Annotated in this window: 14 protein-coding genes; 8 read left to right on the top strand and 6 right to left on the bottom strand. The window is 56.9% G+C overall.

Annotated features, from left to right (window positions below; all coding sequences use genetic code 11):
* Positions 1-25 precede the first annotated feature (25 nt).
* The 3 genes from BF12_RS19755 to BF12_RS22875 all read right to left on the bottom strand — a co-directional run bounded on the left by BF12_RS19755 (position 26) and on the right by BF12_RS22875 (position 3,709).
* Positions 26-1,294 (bottom strand): restriction endonuclease subunit S, encoded by a 1,269-nt coding sequence (locus tag BF12_RS19755; RefSeq protein WP_024952359.1) that lies wholly within the window; start codon positions 1,292-1,294, stop codon positions 26-28.
* On the bottom strand, positions 1,287-3,293 hold the full coding sequence (locus BF12_RS19750; protein WP_248623684.1) for an N-6 DNA methylase: 2,007 nt from the start codon (positions 3,291-3,293) through the stop codon (positions 1,287-1,289). The genes BF12_RS19755 and BF12_RS19750 overlap by 8 nt, the downstream gene beginning before the upstream one ends.
* A gap of 107 nt (positions 3,294-3,400) precedes the next feature.
* Positions 3,401-3,709 carry a type I restriction-modification system subunit M N-terminal domain-containing protein gene (locus tag BF12_RS22875; protein WP_248623683.1) on the bottom strand — a complete coding sequence of 103 codons (309 nt, stop codon included), beginning with the start codon at positions 3,707-3,709 and terminating at the stop codon, positions 3,401-3,403.
* A gap of 750 nt (positions 3,710-4,459) precedes the next feature.
* Between BF12_RS22875 and BF12_RS0111195 the strand changes: the two genes are divergently transcribed.
* Positions 4,460-5,071 carry a LysE family translocator gene (locus BF12_RS0111195; protein ID WP_024952358.1) on the top strand — a complete coding sequence of 204 codons (612 nt, stop codon included), beginning with the start codon at positions 4,460-4,462 and terminating at the stop codon, positions 5,069-5,071.
* Between the two features lie 180 nt (positions 5,072-5,251).
* On the opposite strand, the gene BF12_RS21715 is transcribed toward BF12_RS0111195, so the two are convergent.
* From BF12_RS21715 to BF12_RS22865, 3 genes are read right to left on the bottom strand one after another with little or no spacing between them, the layout of a single operon-like run.
* Complete coding sequence (locus BF12_RS21715) at positions 5,252-5,779, bottom strand: copper chaperone PCu(A)C (protein ID WP_084488084.1); 528 nt, start codon at positions 5,777-5,779, stop codon at positions 5,252-5,254.
* Entirely contained in the window at positions 5,776-6,756 is a 981-nt protein-coding gene (locus BF12_RS22870; RefSeq protein WP_248623682.1) for an acyl-CoA dehydrogenase family protein, read from the bottom strand. The genes BF12_RS21715 and BF12_RS22870 overlap by 4 nt, the downstream gene beginning before the upstream one ends.
* Before the next feature lie 8 nt (positions 6,757-6,764).
* Entirely contained in the window at positions 6,765-7,466 is a 702-nt protein-coding gene (locus tag BF12_RS22865; RefSeq protein WP_248623681.1) for a hypothetical protein, read from the bottom strand.
* A 102-nt stretch (positions 7,467-7,568) separates the two neighbouring features.
* On the opposite strand from BF12_RS22865, the gene BF12_RS0111180 reads away from it, so the two are divergent.
* The 7 genes from BF12_RS0111180 to BF12_RS19740 form a co-directional block, all read left to right on the top strand.
* The gene (locus tag BF12_RS0111180; protein WP_246116629.1) at positions 7,569-8,135 is read left to right on the top strand and encodes an NUDIX hydrolase; all 567 of its coding nucleotides are present in this window, start codon (positions 7,569-7,571) and stop codon (positions 8,133-8,135) included.
* A gap of 63 nt (positions 8,136-8,198) precedes the next feature.
* Positions 8,199-9,128 carry an AAA family ATPase gene (locus BF12_RS0111175; protein WP_024952355.1) on the top strand — a complete coding sequence of 310 codons (930 nt, stop codon included), beginning with the start codon at positions 8,199-8,201 and terminating at the stop codon, positions 9,126-9,128.
* Positions 9,129-9,184: 56 nt separating this feature from the next.
* The gene (locus BF12_RS0111170; protein ID WP_024952354.1) at positions 9,185-9,730 is read left to right on the top strand and encodes a hypothetical protein; all 546 of its coding nucleotides are present in this window, start codon (positions 9,185-9,187) and stop codon (positions 9,728-9,730) included.
* 161 nt (positions 9,731-9,891) lie between these two features.
* Positions 9,892-10,122, top strand: coding sequence for a hypothetical protein (locus tag BF12_RS22860; RefSeq protein WP_024952353.1), 231 nt, complete (start codon positions 9,892-9,894; stop codon positions 10,120-10,122).
* Between the two features lie 16 nt (positions 10,123-10,138).
* A complete protein-coding gene (locus BF12_RS0111160; protein ID WP_024952352.1) occupies positions 10,139-12,256 on the top strand; it encodes a transglutaminase TgpA family protein in 2,118 nt (705 codons plus the stop codon).
* 181 nt (positions 12,257-12,437) lie between these two features.
* On the top strand, positions 12,438-13,136 hold the full coding sequence (locus BF12_RS0111155) for a retention module-containing protein (protein ID WP_024952351.1): 699 nt from the start codon (positions 12,438-12,440) through the stop codon (positions 13,134-13,136).
* On the top strand, positions 13,133-13,438 hold a 306-nt coding region (locus BF12_RS19740; protein WP_035159982.1), incomplete at its 3' end, for an Ig-like domain-containing protein. The genes BF12_RS0111155 and BF12_RS19740, both read left to right, overlap by 4 nt.

Genomic DNA, 13,438 nt, shown 5'->3' with positions numbered 1-13,438 from the left:
GTCCTGGTGCTGTGGAAGCCCCGGTCTACGCCGGGGTAGTGGCCTGGGCTTGATTGAGAAGCGGGGTGACGCGGACGCGGCCGGTCAGGAGGTCGTCCATGAGGCCTGACTTCAGGTTTCTAAGCTGGCTTGCATTGTCAGATAAAGACATCAGCTCAGACTGGCTGTCGGACAAGATTTTGGAGATAGCAATTTGCTCGGAAGTTGGGGCGACAGGAATCAGGAACCCGCCAATTTTGTCCAGCCCTAAATCGGGCACCCCAATACTTTGCGTCCCCAGCTCCATTTGCATCAACGTGCTGTCAAGCCTAAGTGACCAAAGCAAGTATTCAGGCGTGACAAAATTTGGGTTTGGTCTTATCTGAGCAGCGCTATGAAGTATGCTGAACTCTGGCATGCCCGCTCTAACAACCCTGACTCTTCCGAGGCCCGCGCCAATCCTGTGGATGATGACATCGCCTATAGAGAGATCTGTTTTCTTTCTGTTTTTCTCATGCGCACTCCTGGGTATTTTTTTGCAGTTATCGAAATCAATCCCTTCATAACCAAAAAAGTTGACAGGCGAAACCATCAAAAATCCCGACTCAACATAAACTGGGGTCGTATGGTCTCTATCTGATATTTTCAGAGAGCATGTCGATAGACTATGAGTATCCCACTCCCTAGGTATCAACCCCAGCGGCGACTCCTTGTACAGCTCTGGCGCCTGCTCGGGGCTGGGGCGCAGCTGACCATTCTCGTCGATACCGCGAGTCAGCAGGTCGTGAAGCAGGCCTTCCTTGACCTTCTCCAGCTTGGCGATCAGTGCCTCGGTCTGCTCGATCTGGGTGTCGAGGGTGTCGAGCACCTTGCCGACCACGGCCCCCTCGTCATTTGGAGGACATGGAATTTCAATTTCTTTAAGGGCTGACTGGTTCAGCTTCTGCCTAGTCCCGCCCGCCACGTGTTTTCTGATGTCTTTGTGGGCAACCGACCAGTAGATAAAACTATGAAGCTTGGGATTGTCTACCTTTATTATGTGTGCGTGATTATTTACCCAGGCTGGGCCGTCAATTCGATACGCAATAGGCCTAGTGGAAAAATCATCGAAATTCCCTCCATCTTCAGCCATTAATATCAGAGGCTCATTAAATAGCGGTTCGTCGATCCACCCCTGCAAACCATTGGCACCATAGTAAGGCACATCACCTTTACGCTTTCCCCTAGCTTCTGAATTAACTGGGATGCGAAGGTGGTCGAGAACTTCTACAATCTCACCCAACTTTTGTAGCGGGAAATGTGGTTGCTCAGACATAACCAAGCCCCTTCAAATATTGCTGAAGTTCTTTGGCGGCATCGTCGCGCTCGGCCTCGATATCAGCTAGGGTCACTCGGTACTTGTCCCACCAGGTCTCAAAGACAGTTATCATCTGTTGACGCTGCTGGCGGATATAGCGTTCGAGTATGCCTTTCAGGTCGTTGTGCAGGATGGCGCCGACCAGTTCGGCAGCAGCGGGTTCGTCCAGAGCGTCTACGGCCTGATTCAGGCGTGTCTCGAAACCTGCCACCTTGGCTTTGTGCTGCTTCTTCACTTGGGTGCGTTCGCTCTTCCAAGCCTTGATCTCGGCCGGGGTAGGGGCATCGTCGCCTTCGCCGCTATCGGCTTCCGCCTCATCGCCGTCGTCACCATCCGGCTTGGCCTCAGCGGCCTTGATGCGCGCATCCAGCTCCGCCGCGTTGGCGGCGAGCTCCTCCAGTTCGCTCACATAGTCCGCCAGCAGGAAATGCACCAGGCGGTGATCCAGTGGGTTGGTGTTGCTCTGGTCGTCTTCCAGCAAGCTCACGATGCTGGTGCGCCAGGCGTCCACGACACCGATACAGCCACGAGCTTGCAGGGTGCGGAACTCGTTCTTGTTGTCGAACCAGAAGCCGGCAATGATGCCGCGCACTGCAAAGCGGTCGAGCATTGCTGTGGGTTCCAGGGCCGACGAAAAGCTGCTAAGCAGCTCATCACGTAGCTGCGTCAAGCGCCCGCCATTGGCGGATAGCCCGGTGATGCTGGTGCCGTGCTCGGCCCACCAGCTTTCGAAGGCTGCCATGACACCAGCTTGCTTGGCATTCAGGCCTTCATCCTGCTCGATGGCAGGTTTGATATCGCGTTTCTCGGCTAGCAACTCGGCAAAATCCACGTAATCAGTATCGCTCTCGCGGACTTGGAAGAGTGCCATTGGGTCCAGGCCCTGGGCATCGCACAAGGCTTGCTTGGCTTCGATCTCCTTGACGGGTACGCCGCCCTTGAGATGAGCACGCACATCCTGGGGTTCCGGCGGCGGGGTGTTGTCGGCGTAGCGGCGAATATTGAGGTTGTAGTCGTTGTCGCGCAGCTCCTCGATTGGCACTGCACGCGCAAAGCCGGAGACCTCGGAGAAAGACTCATAGGTACTGGCGATCTTCTCGATATGTTCCGGCAGCAGGTGGTTCTGTGCACGGCCTTCGTGGAGTTCACGGTCGGCATTGATGAACAGCACCTTGCCCTTGCGTTCCTCAGGCTTGGCGCCCTTGGCACGCAGAATCAGGATGCTGGCGGGAATACCGGTGCCGTAGAACAAATTGGGCGCGAGACCGATGACAGCCTCGACGAGATCATCTTCCAGCATCCCGGCGCGAATCCGCTTTTCATCGCCGCCACGGAACAGCACGCCGTGGGGCATGACGGTGGCCAGCATACCGTCGGATTTGAGGCAGGCGACCATATGCTGCAGGAACATCAGGTCAGCCTTCTTGGCACCTTCCGGCACGCTGCCGTAGTGGAAGCGCTCGGGGAAGTGCTGAGTCGGGGTGTAGCCGATGGAGAAGGGCGGGTTGGTCAGGATGCGGTCGAAGCGCACCAGCTCACCGCCTTCGATATGCTGCGGATCGGTCAGGGTGTCATCGTTGCGCAGGTCCGCACTGCTGACGCCGTGCAGCAGCATATTCATCTTGGCGATGGCCCATACCGAGCCGGATGCCTCCTGACCGAATAGGTTGAGTCGGCGCGGGTCACCGCCCTGTTCTTCCAGGTACTCCTTGGAGTGGATCAACATACCGCCGGAGCCCATACAGGGATCGTAGACGCTGTGACCTTCCTGAGGATTCATCAGGCGCACCATCATCCGTACCACGGTACGCGGGGTGTAGAACTCGCCACCTTTCTTGCCGGCGGAATCGGCGAAGTCGCGGATCAGGTACTCATAGGCCGCGCCGAGTAGATCGGGGAACTCGAAGTCCTCGTTACGCAGGCGGTATTCGCTGAAGTGGGTGATCAGCTGGCGCAACTTTTTATCTGGCAGAGTGGTAGAGCCCACCTTGCGTGTAAAGTCGATATGCTCGAGTACCCCGGCGAGGCTTGGATTCTTTTCTTCCAGGCCTGCCAGCGCCTTGTTCAGTGCATTGCCGACGCCTGGTGGGCTTCCTTGAGCAGGTAGGCCCAGCGTGCCTGTTCGGGGACGTAGAAGGTCGCCTTGTACCAGCTTTCCATATCGATGAGGTGAGCGATGTCGATCTCGCTCTTGCCGGCTTGCTTGAGCTGCTGACGGACTTCCTCCTGACGTTGCTCGAAGACATCCGAGCAACGCTTCAAGAACAGCATCCCGAAGATGTATTCCTTGAATTCCGAGGCATCCATTTTGCCACGCAGGATATCGGCCGCCTTGAACAGGTGCCGTTCCAGTTGGTTTAGGGTGAGTATCATCTACCGCGCTTCCCTGTCTGATGAGACGGCGGTATTGCACCGCCGTTTTCGGTTGGGGCTATCTCACCAAATTTGCGCCGGGAAAGCCATGAGAGGATGACCAGTTCGTCAGCAAGTCGTTAGTTGAGAGGCCGGGCGCGTCGCATTGAGGGCGCGTAGGCTAGGCTTGAGATGCAAGAGGCTCGATGATTCAAGAAGCGCAAAGGAAACACAGGAAACGCTTGTTGCAACATCGTTTCGTCAGTCAGAACTTTGGGTTGGTGCTGAAGGCCTGAAGTGCCTCGTGAGGTGTTGCATTTGGTGGCGTGCAAGTGTATTTCAGGTATTGGGTCGGGTATTGGGCTTTGTGAAAATATGTGGGTAAGTATATGATTTTGTAGATAGGGCAGCGGATTCAAAATCCGCCGCTTAATAGGCGTGTCGGTTCGAGTCCGACCACCGGCACCATGTTAAAAATCAATGGCTCAACGTCTAACGTCAGTAGCCTGGTATTATCTCCCTCGTAGTAGCCCTTCTTGCTTGCCGGTGCTTTGTGTCACATCGCAGCAGTCAGCACTATCTTTCTGTATAGCATCTCTTGGACTCTTGGTAGCTCCCTTACGCGCTTATTCAGTGCGTTTTGTCGTGTCCGCTATTTAGCCTTTAGCCGTGAGCATATTGTGCTAATACACGCTGATGGGCATCGTTGTGCCTCAATTTTGTTTTATCCACACCCTATTTGAATGATGAATGGATACTGCCATGCACTGGATGCCGCTGAATCTCTGGCTGTCACTTGTTGCTCTCTGCGCGATGGGCGCCATGTCGCCTGGGCCGAGTCTGGCGATGGTGTTGCGACATACCTTGGGGGGCGGGAGAAGCTCTGGGGTAGTGGCTGGAGTGAGCCATGCATTCGGGGTAGGTATCTATGCAGCTGCGACAGCGTGGGGTCTGGGGGCGCTGGTGGCGCATTATCCCGAAGCCTTTCGCGTAGTAATGCTGCTTGGGGCGGTGTATCTGGCGTGGCTAGGGTTCAAGGCGCTCCGATCAGGGAGCGGAGGCGCGTTGGAGGCGCAGAAAGCCAGTACTTCGCGCTCGATGGCGGCGCGTGATGGTTTGCTGGTGGCACTAGCCAATCCCAAGCTTATCCTGTTCTTTGTTGCGCTGCTCAGTCAGTTCATTACGCCGGATATGAGTGTGGCTGGTAAGTGGTTGGTGGTGCTTACGGCAATGGTGATCGATGGAGCCTGGTACGTGCTGGTGGCGTTGGTGTTATCTCATTCGCGGGTATTGCCATGGCTGCAGGCGCATTCGGTGTGGATCAATCGTCTGACTGGCGTGGTGTTGTTGGCATTGGCGTTACGTGTGGTGATGGGGGCTTGATGAGCGAGCGTCACAGAGAGATAGGCGTTATCAGCAAGCCCACTTGGCGTAATGCATGCAGTAATCGATAGCGCGATGAATATATTCAAGCCCCTGGCATTCTGTGTCAGGGGGCTTTGCGTTGTGCGCTTGATAAATACGTGAGTGATGATCGAGGAGGGAGTTATCAGTCTGCGACACTTATTGAGCAGCAGTGGAGGCCATGACAGCGTCATAGTCTTTCACTGGTACCTCAATATGGATGTCAGGCCGTGCGAGAAATTGCAGGGTCAGCGGGATCTTGCTCCCCGCAGTGAGAGGTTGTGATAGACCAATCAGCATGAGGTGCGGGCCGCCCCCGGGTATCATCTTGAGAGGCATGTCTGCCTGGGCCGGGAGGCTATCGAGTTTCTTCATCTGCATGCGGTCATTGGTGAGTTGCATGTCGTGCATCTCGATGACTTGTGCCCACGGTGTGCTGGCCCCTATCAGGGTCGCTGTTCCCTTGGAGGGCATCAGTGTCAGGTAGAGAGCGCCAGTCATCGCACCTGGTGGTGTGGGGAGTGCGAAGGCATGCTCGACCTCAAGTGGAGCGGGAGTGCTGATAACAGTGTCACTGGCGTGAACGGCGAGCCATGGTGTCAATGGTGGAGTGCACGCCAGTAGTAGGCAGCAGGCTTGACGAGTAAAAAGTGATGTCACGCTGGAGGTCTTTCTCTTGGAAGTCATGGCAGTACTCGGCTCAGTATCTGGGCGGACGACATACCACGAGGGAGGCCGGATACGCCGCTGGCGCCAGGGATGCCGCCGCTGAGTCGTGTGGCGCAGAAGGCGTCTGCCACTGGCTGAGGGGCATGCTGTATGAGCAGTGCGGCTTGCCACAGGACGGCGAGGGACTGCACTAGCTGGCGTGCCTGCGCTTCTTCTGGCTCTTGAAGCAATCGACTGTGTTCAAAGGCAGCCAAGGCTGTGTCGTATTCATGGTGCTGGCCTCCCGCTGCGGATAGCTCGGCCATCAGAGCTTCACCAGCCTGCGGGTAGCGCGCCAGCGTGCGCAGCACGTCAAGACACAACACGTTGCCCGAGCCTTCCCAGATGGCATTCACTGGCGCCTCACGATACAGACGTGCCATCAAGTGCTCTTCTATATAGCCATTGCCTCCCAGGCATTCCATCGCTTCTGCCAGCAGGCCGGGACTACGTCGATTGTGCCAGTATTTTGCGATCGCTGGTGCAAGGCGAGCTAGTGGTCGAGCTTCGTCGTCTGCTACGGCATCATCAAATTGGCGCGCAATTCGCAAGCATAGGGCGATGCCTGCTTCCACTTCCAGCGCGAGATCTGCCAGTACCTGCTGCATCAATGGCTGTCTGGCCAGTGGTTGCCCAAAGGCGTGACGCTGTTGGCAATGATGCAGAGCTTCGACAAGCGCCTGACGCATCAGTGCGACAGGTGCGGTGGCGGCATCGAGCCGCGTCTGGTGCACCATCTCGATGATGGTGGTGATGCCGCGTCCGGGCTCGCCCAATCGCTGCCCCTGTGCATCAATTAGCATGACCTCGCTGGACGCATTGGCGCGATTGCCACACTTGTCCTTGAGGCGTTGCAGTTGTAGACCGTTGTGGCTGCCATCTTCGCGGCGTCGCGGTATCACGAAGCAGGTCAGCCCTTCATCGAGCTGAGCCAGTGTCAGGAAGGCGTCTGACATTGGTGCACTCATGAACACTTGTGGCCATTGAGGCGGTAGCCATCAGCTGTTGCGTCGGCTCGAGTAAGGTTGGTGCGCACATCACTGCCCCCCTGACGCTCTGTCATTGCCATGCCAAAGATGGCGCTGTGTTTGTCACGCGGAGAGCGTGATAAAGGGTCGTAGGCGCGGGCCCGCAGGCGTGGTTTCCAGAAAGTGGCCAGCGCCTCATCCTGACGCAGTGCTGGCCAGACCGCATGAGTCATGGTGATGGGGCAGCAGAAGCCTGGCTCTGCCTGTGTCAGCAGATAGAGAGCTGCCACATGAGCCTGGTGCCCACCATGACCCTCTTCTTCCCAGGCGACACTGTGCCAACCACCTTCCAGTGCCAGTCGCATCAGCTGGTGGTATGCCGGATGATACTCGACCTCATCCAGGCGGCGTCCCTGAGGGTCATGGGTAAGCAGTTGCGGGGCGTGAAGATTGGCAGCAAATCCCAATGCGCGGGTGTCGGCAGAGCCAACGGCTGTACCAAGTTCGGCCAGGCGTGTCAGCACCAGCGGCGACAGGCCGGGAGCCTCGCGGCGCAAGGCCTCGCGTAACGGGCGATCATCGACGAAGGCTTGGCGGAGCGGTGGTTCGGCTTGGTTGAGTGCCTCATCACGGCATGTCATGTGTCGTGTGTAAGGTGGCAGATGTTCAGAGGGAGGCAACGGGCGTGGCTCAGGCATCATGGTTTCCTGTCACGAGGGGGATGTTTAAAGCGTAGGACACCCGTGGCGTGGCAGTGGAGTTGAAGGCAGTCGCGTTGCATTCTGCTACCGTGAGACGCATTGCTCGGTGCATTGCATCGATTTGACTCAAGGACAGGCAAGGAACAGGGAACGGTGATCCAGGACGAAATCATTCAGCTGGTTGATGCGAAAAACCGCCCATGTGGCACGGCGCCGCGTCGCTTTATGCGCCAATATCGCTACTGGCATCGTGCCACCTATGCGTTTGTTCTCAACAAGCATGGAGAATTGTGCATTCAGAAACGTACGCTGAGCAAAGAGGTATTTCCGGGCTATTTCGATTTGGCCAGTGGGGGAGTGGTGGGAGCTGGTGAAGCTGTACATATCGCAGCACAGCGTGAGCTTGAAGAAGAGATTGGCGTGCGTGGTGCGCCGCTCAGGCATTGCTTTGATTTCTGCTACACCGATGCCACCAATCATGTTTTTGGGAGTGCCTATCTCGTTCGCCATGACGGGCCGTTGACGCTTCAGGCCGAAGAGGTCGCTGATGCCTTTTGGGTGACGCCTGAAAAAGCGCTGGAATTGCACCCTTCAACGCCTGACAGCCGTATGGCTCTCGAGCGCCTGATTCGCGATGGCTTCCTTTCCATGGGAGCGGGTAAGTGAGTGAGTGGCATATCCGTGACTGCGCCAGCGCACTCTTTTTTATCTCAGTCCTGGAGTTCATGCATGAATGCCAAGGTATCGCTGCAACAACTTGAAGAGGTCGAGACTGCGCTATCGACCGTACTGGCAGGCAAGCCTCGCCAGATACGCCTCGCGTTGTGTTGTCTGCTGTGTCGCGGGCATGTATTGATTGAAGATCTTCCGGGTCTTGGCAAGACGACTCTGGCGCAAGGGTTGGCGCGCTTGATTGGCGCTGATATGCAGCGTGTCCAGTTCACCAGTGATTTACTGCCAGCGGATATCCTCGGTGTGTCGGTCTTTGATCCTCGCGAAAGCAGCTTCCGTTTTCATCCGGGTCCTGTCTTTCACTCGCTGGTATTGGCCGATGAGATCAATCGTGCCACCCCCAAGACCCAGAGCGCCTTGCTTGAGGCAATGGAAGAGCGCCAGGTCACCGTAGAGGGCGAAACGCGCCGCTTGCCCGATCCTTTCTTCGTGATTGCCACTCAGAACCCTCTTCAGCAGGCCGGCACCTTCCCGTTACCCGAATCACAGCTGGATCGCTTTTTGATGCGCATTTCACTGGGTTATCCGGAACCTGCCGCCGAGCGTGAAGTTCTCAAGGGAAATGCCGGGCGTCAGCATATCGAGGCCCTGCGACCTTTATTGCCCGTGGCACTATTGAAGGAGTGGCAGGCGGCAGTCGAGCGTGTCCGTTTATCGGATCCGTTATTGGACTATCTACAGGCACTGGTGGCTGCAACGCGTAGCTCTCCCGAGGTGGCTTACGGACTGTCGACACGTGGCGTGCTGGCATTGGCCAGTGCGGCGCGTGGATGGGCGTTGCTGGCTGGTCGCGATTACGTGCTGCCAGAAGATGTACAGGCGGTATGGGCATCAGTGGTAGGTCATCGCCTCTGTGAGGGAAGTGTGTCGGAAGGTGATGCCGTGGCACGCCATCTCTTGGGGCAGGTGGCTGTGATTCCCGCATGAATAGGGTGCCAGGGGGTGGCAGTTGGGCGCGCTTGAAGGCGCGAATGACGCGGCGGATGTCCATTGGGGGAGGCGAAGCGCTTCATCATGCCAGGCTCATGATACTGCCGACGCCCTTTGGTCTGTTCTGGGCGGTGCTGGTGGTATTGCTACTGTTGCTGGGGATCAACTATGAGAATTCTCTGGCGCATGGGCTGGCATTTTGGCTGTTCTCGCTGGCATTGATTAGCATCTTTCGCAGTTGGCGGAATCTGGCTGGCGTTCGGGTCAAGTTGGCGGCCGACGGTGAGGCGTATGCAGGGGGAGAGCTAAGACTCGTGGTGCGCTTGAGTGGCCGGTTACGTGCGCATGCGATTGATGTGCGGCTGGGTGACAGCAAGCAGCGTCTCGAAATTCATGCCGGTGAGGGGAGTGCGCCGCTTGGTCTGTCTGTTGCCGTGCGTGGCCAGTTCACGTTACCGACACTGACGCTCGAATCCCGCTGGCCATTAGGCTGGTGCGTCTGTGGGCTTGGGTTGCCATTGATATGCCGGTGCTCATTTATCCGCAACCTGAGTTGTCCTCTGCACCACAAGGCAGTCGCCGAACGCTTGAGCAAGTAGAACAGGGTGATTTCGCTGGATTGCGTCGTTATGTGCCGGGGGATGCGCCATCACATATAGCCTGGAAGCACTGGGGGAGAAGTGGCGAGTTGGTGACAAAGCGTTTCGAGACGCCAGCACGGCCTTCTTTGTGGCTTGACTACGAGGCGTGTCGAGGGGATATGGAACAACGCCTCGGCGAGTTGACGGCGCGTGTGCTGGCGGCTGAAGAGGCGCAGGCGACTTACGGCCTGCGTCTTCCGGGACAAACGCTGTCCATCGCCAGTGGTGGTGCGCATCGGCATCGTGCTCTAGAAGCGTTGGCATTGTTTGGCGGTGAGCGGGTGTTGCCTTGGTCAGCTCAGCAGCTCGCCGTAGCAGAGCGTGGCAGACCTGGAAGGGGCGCGACATGATGCAAGGTGGCGCTGCATGACAAACGACAATACAAACGGCACGAAGCACCACTGGTGGCAGCGTAAACCGCTGACACCGGAGAAGGCGCTAGGCTGGCTCGAACTACGTCATCTGTTTATCGGTCAATGCCTGGTGCTATTGCTGCATCTACTGTGGATGCCGGTATGGCTAGGGTTGCCTGCCTTGCTGGCAGCACTATGGCGTTTTCAGCAGCTGCGCGCTCGTGTACTGCGCGCTGGCATTTTATTACGACTGGCGGCGATCTCCCTGGTGGCAGCAGGACTGTTTCTTGAGTACGGACAGATGCTGCAGCTGGAAGCGATGATTGGCCTGCTGGTCGGTATCTATCTACTCAAGTTATTGGAAACAGACAGTCTACGTGATGGCCGGGTGGTGTGTGGTCTCGGCTTCGTGGTGCTGGCGTCCGCTTTCTTGCACGACCAAGGCCCTCTGATGGCGGTAGCAGCAGTGCTGACGGTCAGTTGGCTCATCGGTGGTCTGGTATTGATCGCTGGCGCGCGTGCCCGTCGTGAGGCGCTGCGTGAAACGGCCTGGCTGATGGGCTTGTCCCTGCCATTGATGCTGGGACTATTCGTGTTGTTTCCGCGTCTGCCACCGTTGTGGAATGTCCCTCAGCTCAATGAAGCGACGACCGGGCTCACCGACAGTGTTTCTCCCGGGGATATTGCTGCGCTAGGACGCAGTGATGCACTAGCGTTCAGGGCACGTTTTGACGGTGAGTTGCCTGCTACCTCTCAGCGTTACTGGCGCGTCTATACTCTAAGTCTGTTCGATGGCGTGCGTTGGTCACGCGCAACGACCGAGCGTCTACAACGTGCATTGGGCGGGGCGTCATCGCGTTATGCGCTAAATAGTCGTCGTGTCAGCGGTGAGGCTGCCCGCCATCATTATGAATTATTGCTCGAGCCAGACCCGCGGCCTTGGCGTCCGAGCCTCGGTGCGCCACTAGCCAGTAATCGTGAGGCGCGCTATCTAGTCGATGGCACACTCGAAGGGCTGACGTCGCTCAATACACGTGAACTGTTACAGCTTGCGTCCTCTGGCGCGCCTCCTTCCAACGCTCCACAGTGGATGCAGCGTCTCAATATGCTGCTGCCAGATACAGGCAATCCTCGCGCGCATGAATTCGCCCGACAGCTGATGCAACAGGCGAGAGGAGATCCCCAGCAGTTTCTGCGACTGCTATTTCAACATTTCAATCGTAATCCTTTCCATTACACGCTAACGCCGCCACGTATCGAAGGGCAGAGTCGTGTTGATGACTTCCTGTTTGATAGCCAGAGTGGTTACTGCACGCACTATGCCTCCACCAGTGTTTTCCTGGCGCGATCTGCAGGGCTTCCTGCGCGTATGGTGGCTGGCTATCTAGGTGGGGAATCACAAGGGAGTGCGTTGGATGGCGAGCAAGAGCTCACCGTTCGTCAATACGATGCTCATGCTTGGGTTGAAGTATTTTACGCCGATCGCTGGCATCGTTTTGATCCCACGGCTGCTGTCGCACCTGAGCGTATTTCTCAAGGCGCGCTGAGCTTGCAAGGCCAGCCGGGTTTCATGGCGGATGCAGGTCTGCGCGCCTTCACTCTGAATAATTCTTTATTGAGTGATCTAAGACGGCATTGGGAGCGTTTTGAGTATCGCTGGCAACGTAGCGTGGTGGGTTTTCGCTTGGATGAGCAGCGTAATCTCTGGCAGCGAATATTCGGTGAGTTTCGTTGGGAATGGCTGGTGTGGGGAATGTTGGGGCTGCTCGCGAGTGTGACTGCGCTGGGTGCTGGGCTGGTACTATGGTCTGGGCGTCGCGTATCACCGCATGCAGGTGTTCGGGCCTATCGTCGTTTGGTTATCCGACTTGCGCGTTTCGGCCTTGGGCCGATGATGGGTGAAGCTCCTGGTAGCCACCTCAGGCGTATCGCGATACGCGAGCCTGGCAATGCACTGGCGCTGTTTGCTTTGGCTGATTTGATTGAACAGTGGCTTTACAGTGATGTCTCTAATATAGGGGTTTTTGATAGTGATGGAGTACCAGTTCATAGCGTTCAGCGACAATGGAAAGCACATTGTGATGAGCTCGTATGGAAGGCAAAAAAAGGTGCTGTGGGCCTGACTGATTGATTTGGCAAGCCTTTCCGGGATGACATTATTCATTACCCAGGGCGGGTAAAATTGCCACAATGAGTTGGGTTGCTTTGAGTGAGTTTGTGTATCAAAATGTAATCATCTGATTTTTTCGATCATGCCCTTGGTGTCACTGACTGCCTTGATCGAACGCCCTTTCCTCGTAGGAGTACGTCCCATGGTCCAGGTCATTCGCACTGAAGGCACCGTTCTCGTTGTTTCCTCTGGTAACGAGGCACAGCGTGTCGTTGAAGGGATGATACTGGAGCCTTCCGCTTCTCTTGTTGCCCCGCAAGGCGCGATTGTGGTGCTGGAAGATGGTACCCAGCTCGTGGTGCCGCAAGGCTCTCCTATAGAAGTCGAGATGTTGTTGGCTGAGAGCCGTAGCGAAGAGTTGGTGGATCCTGCGATAGAGGCGCTGCGCGAGGCGATTGCGCGCGGTGATGACCCGACGGCTGTCCAGGAAGCCCCCGCTGCAGGCGAAGACGGTGGTGCTCCGGGCAGTGATCGTAGTGGCTTTCTCGATGCATCCGGCGTAGGGCGCGACGGGCGTGTTGAGCGTACGTCTTATCAGTATGAAGGTGGTTTTACCGACCCCGCCTATACCGACGAAGATGAAGACGGGTTTAATCCGGATGCTAACGGCATTGAAGTGACCGTGCTTTCACTTACGGTCGATGCTCCAGCACTGACCTCTGACACCACACCGACCCTTGTCGGCACCACCGATGCCGCTGATGGCAGCACCGTTACGCTGGTCATCACCGACAGCGAAGGCAATGCGCAGACCGTCACAGCGACCGTCGAGAACGGTACTTATACTGTCGATGCTGAAACACCGCTGAGCGAAGGCGAGTACGGCGTCGAAGCTCCGTGACTGATCCGGCGGGTAACACCGCGATCAGCAATGACGTGGGCGAGATCGATCTGACCGCACCTGCGCTGACTGTCGATGCGCCGGCGCTGACCTCTGACACCACACCGACCATCGTCGGCACCACCGATGCCGAGGATGGCAGCACCGTCACCCTGGTCATCACTGATAGCGAAGGCAATGCGCAGACCGTCACAGCGACCGTCGAGAACGGTACTTATACTGTCGATGCTGAAACACCGCTGAGCGAAGGCGAGTACGGCGTCGAAGCCTCCGTGACTGATCCGGCGGGTAACACCGCGATC

The sequence above is a fragment of the Cobetia crustatorum genome, assembly GCF_000591415.1.
GTDB lineage: Bacteria > Pseudomonadota > Gammaproteobacteria > Pseudomonadales > Halomonadaceae > Cobetia > Cobetia crustatorum.
Note: the sequence above shows the minus strand (reverse complement) of the source record. Positions and strands in the feature narration are given on the sequence as shown.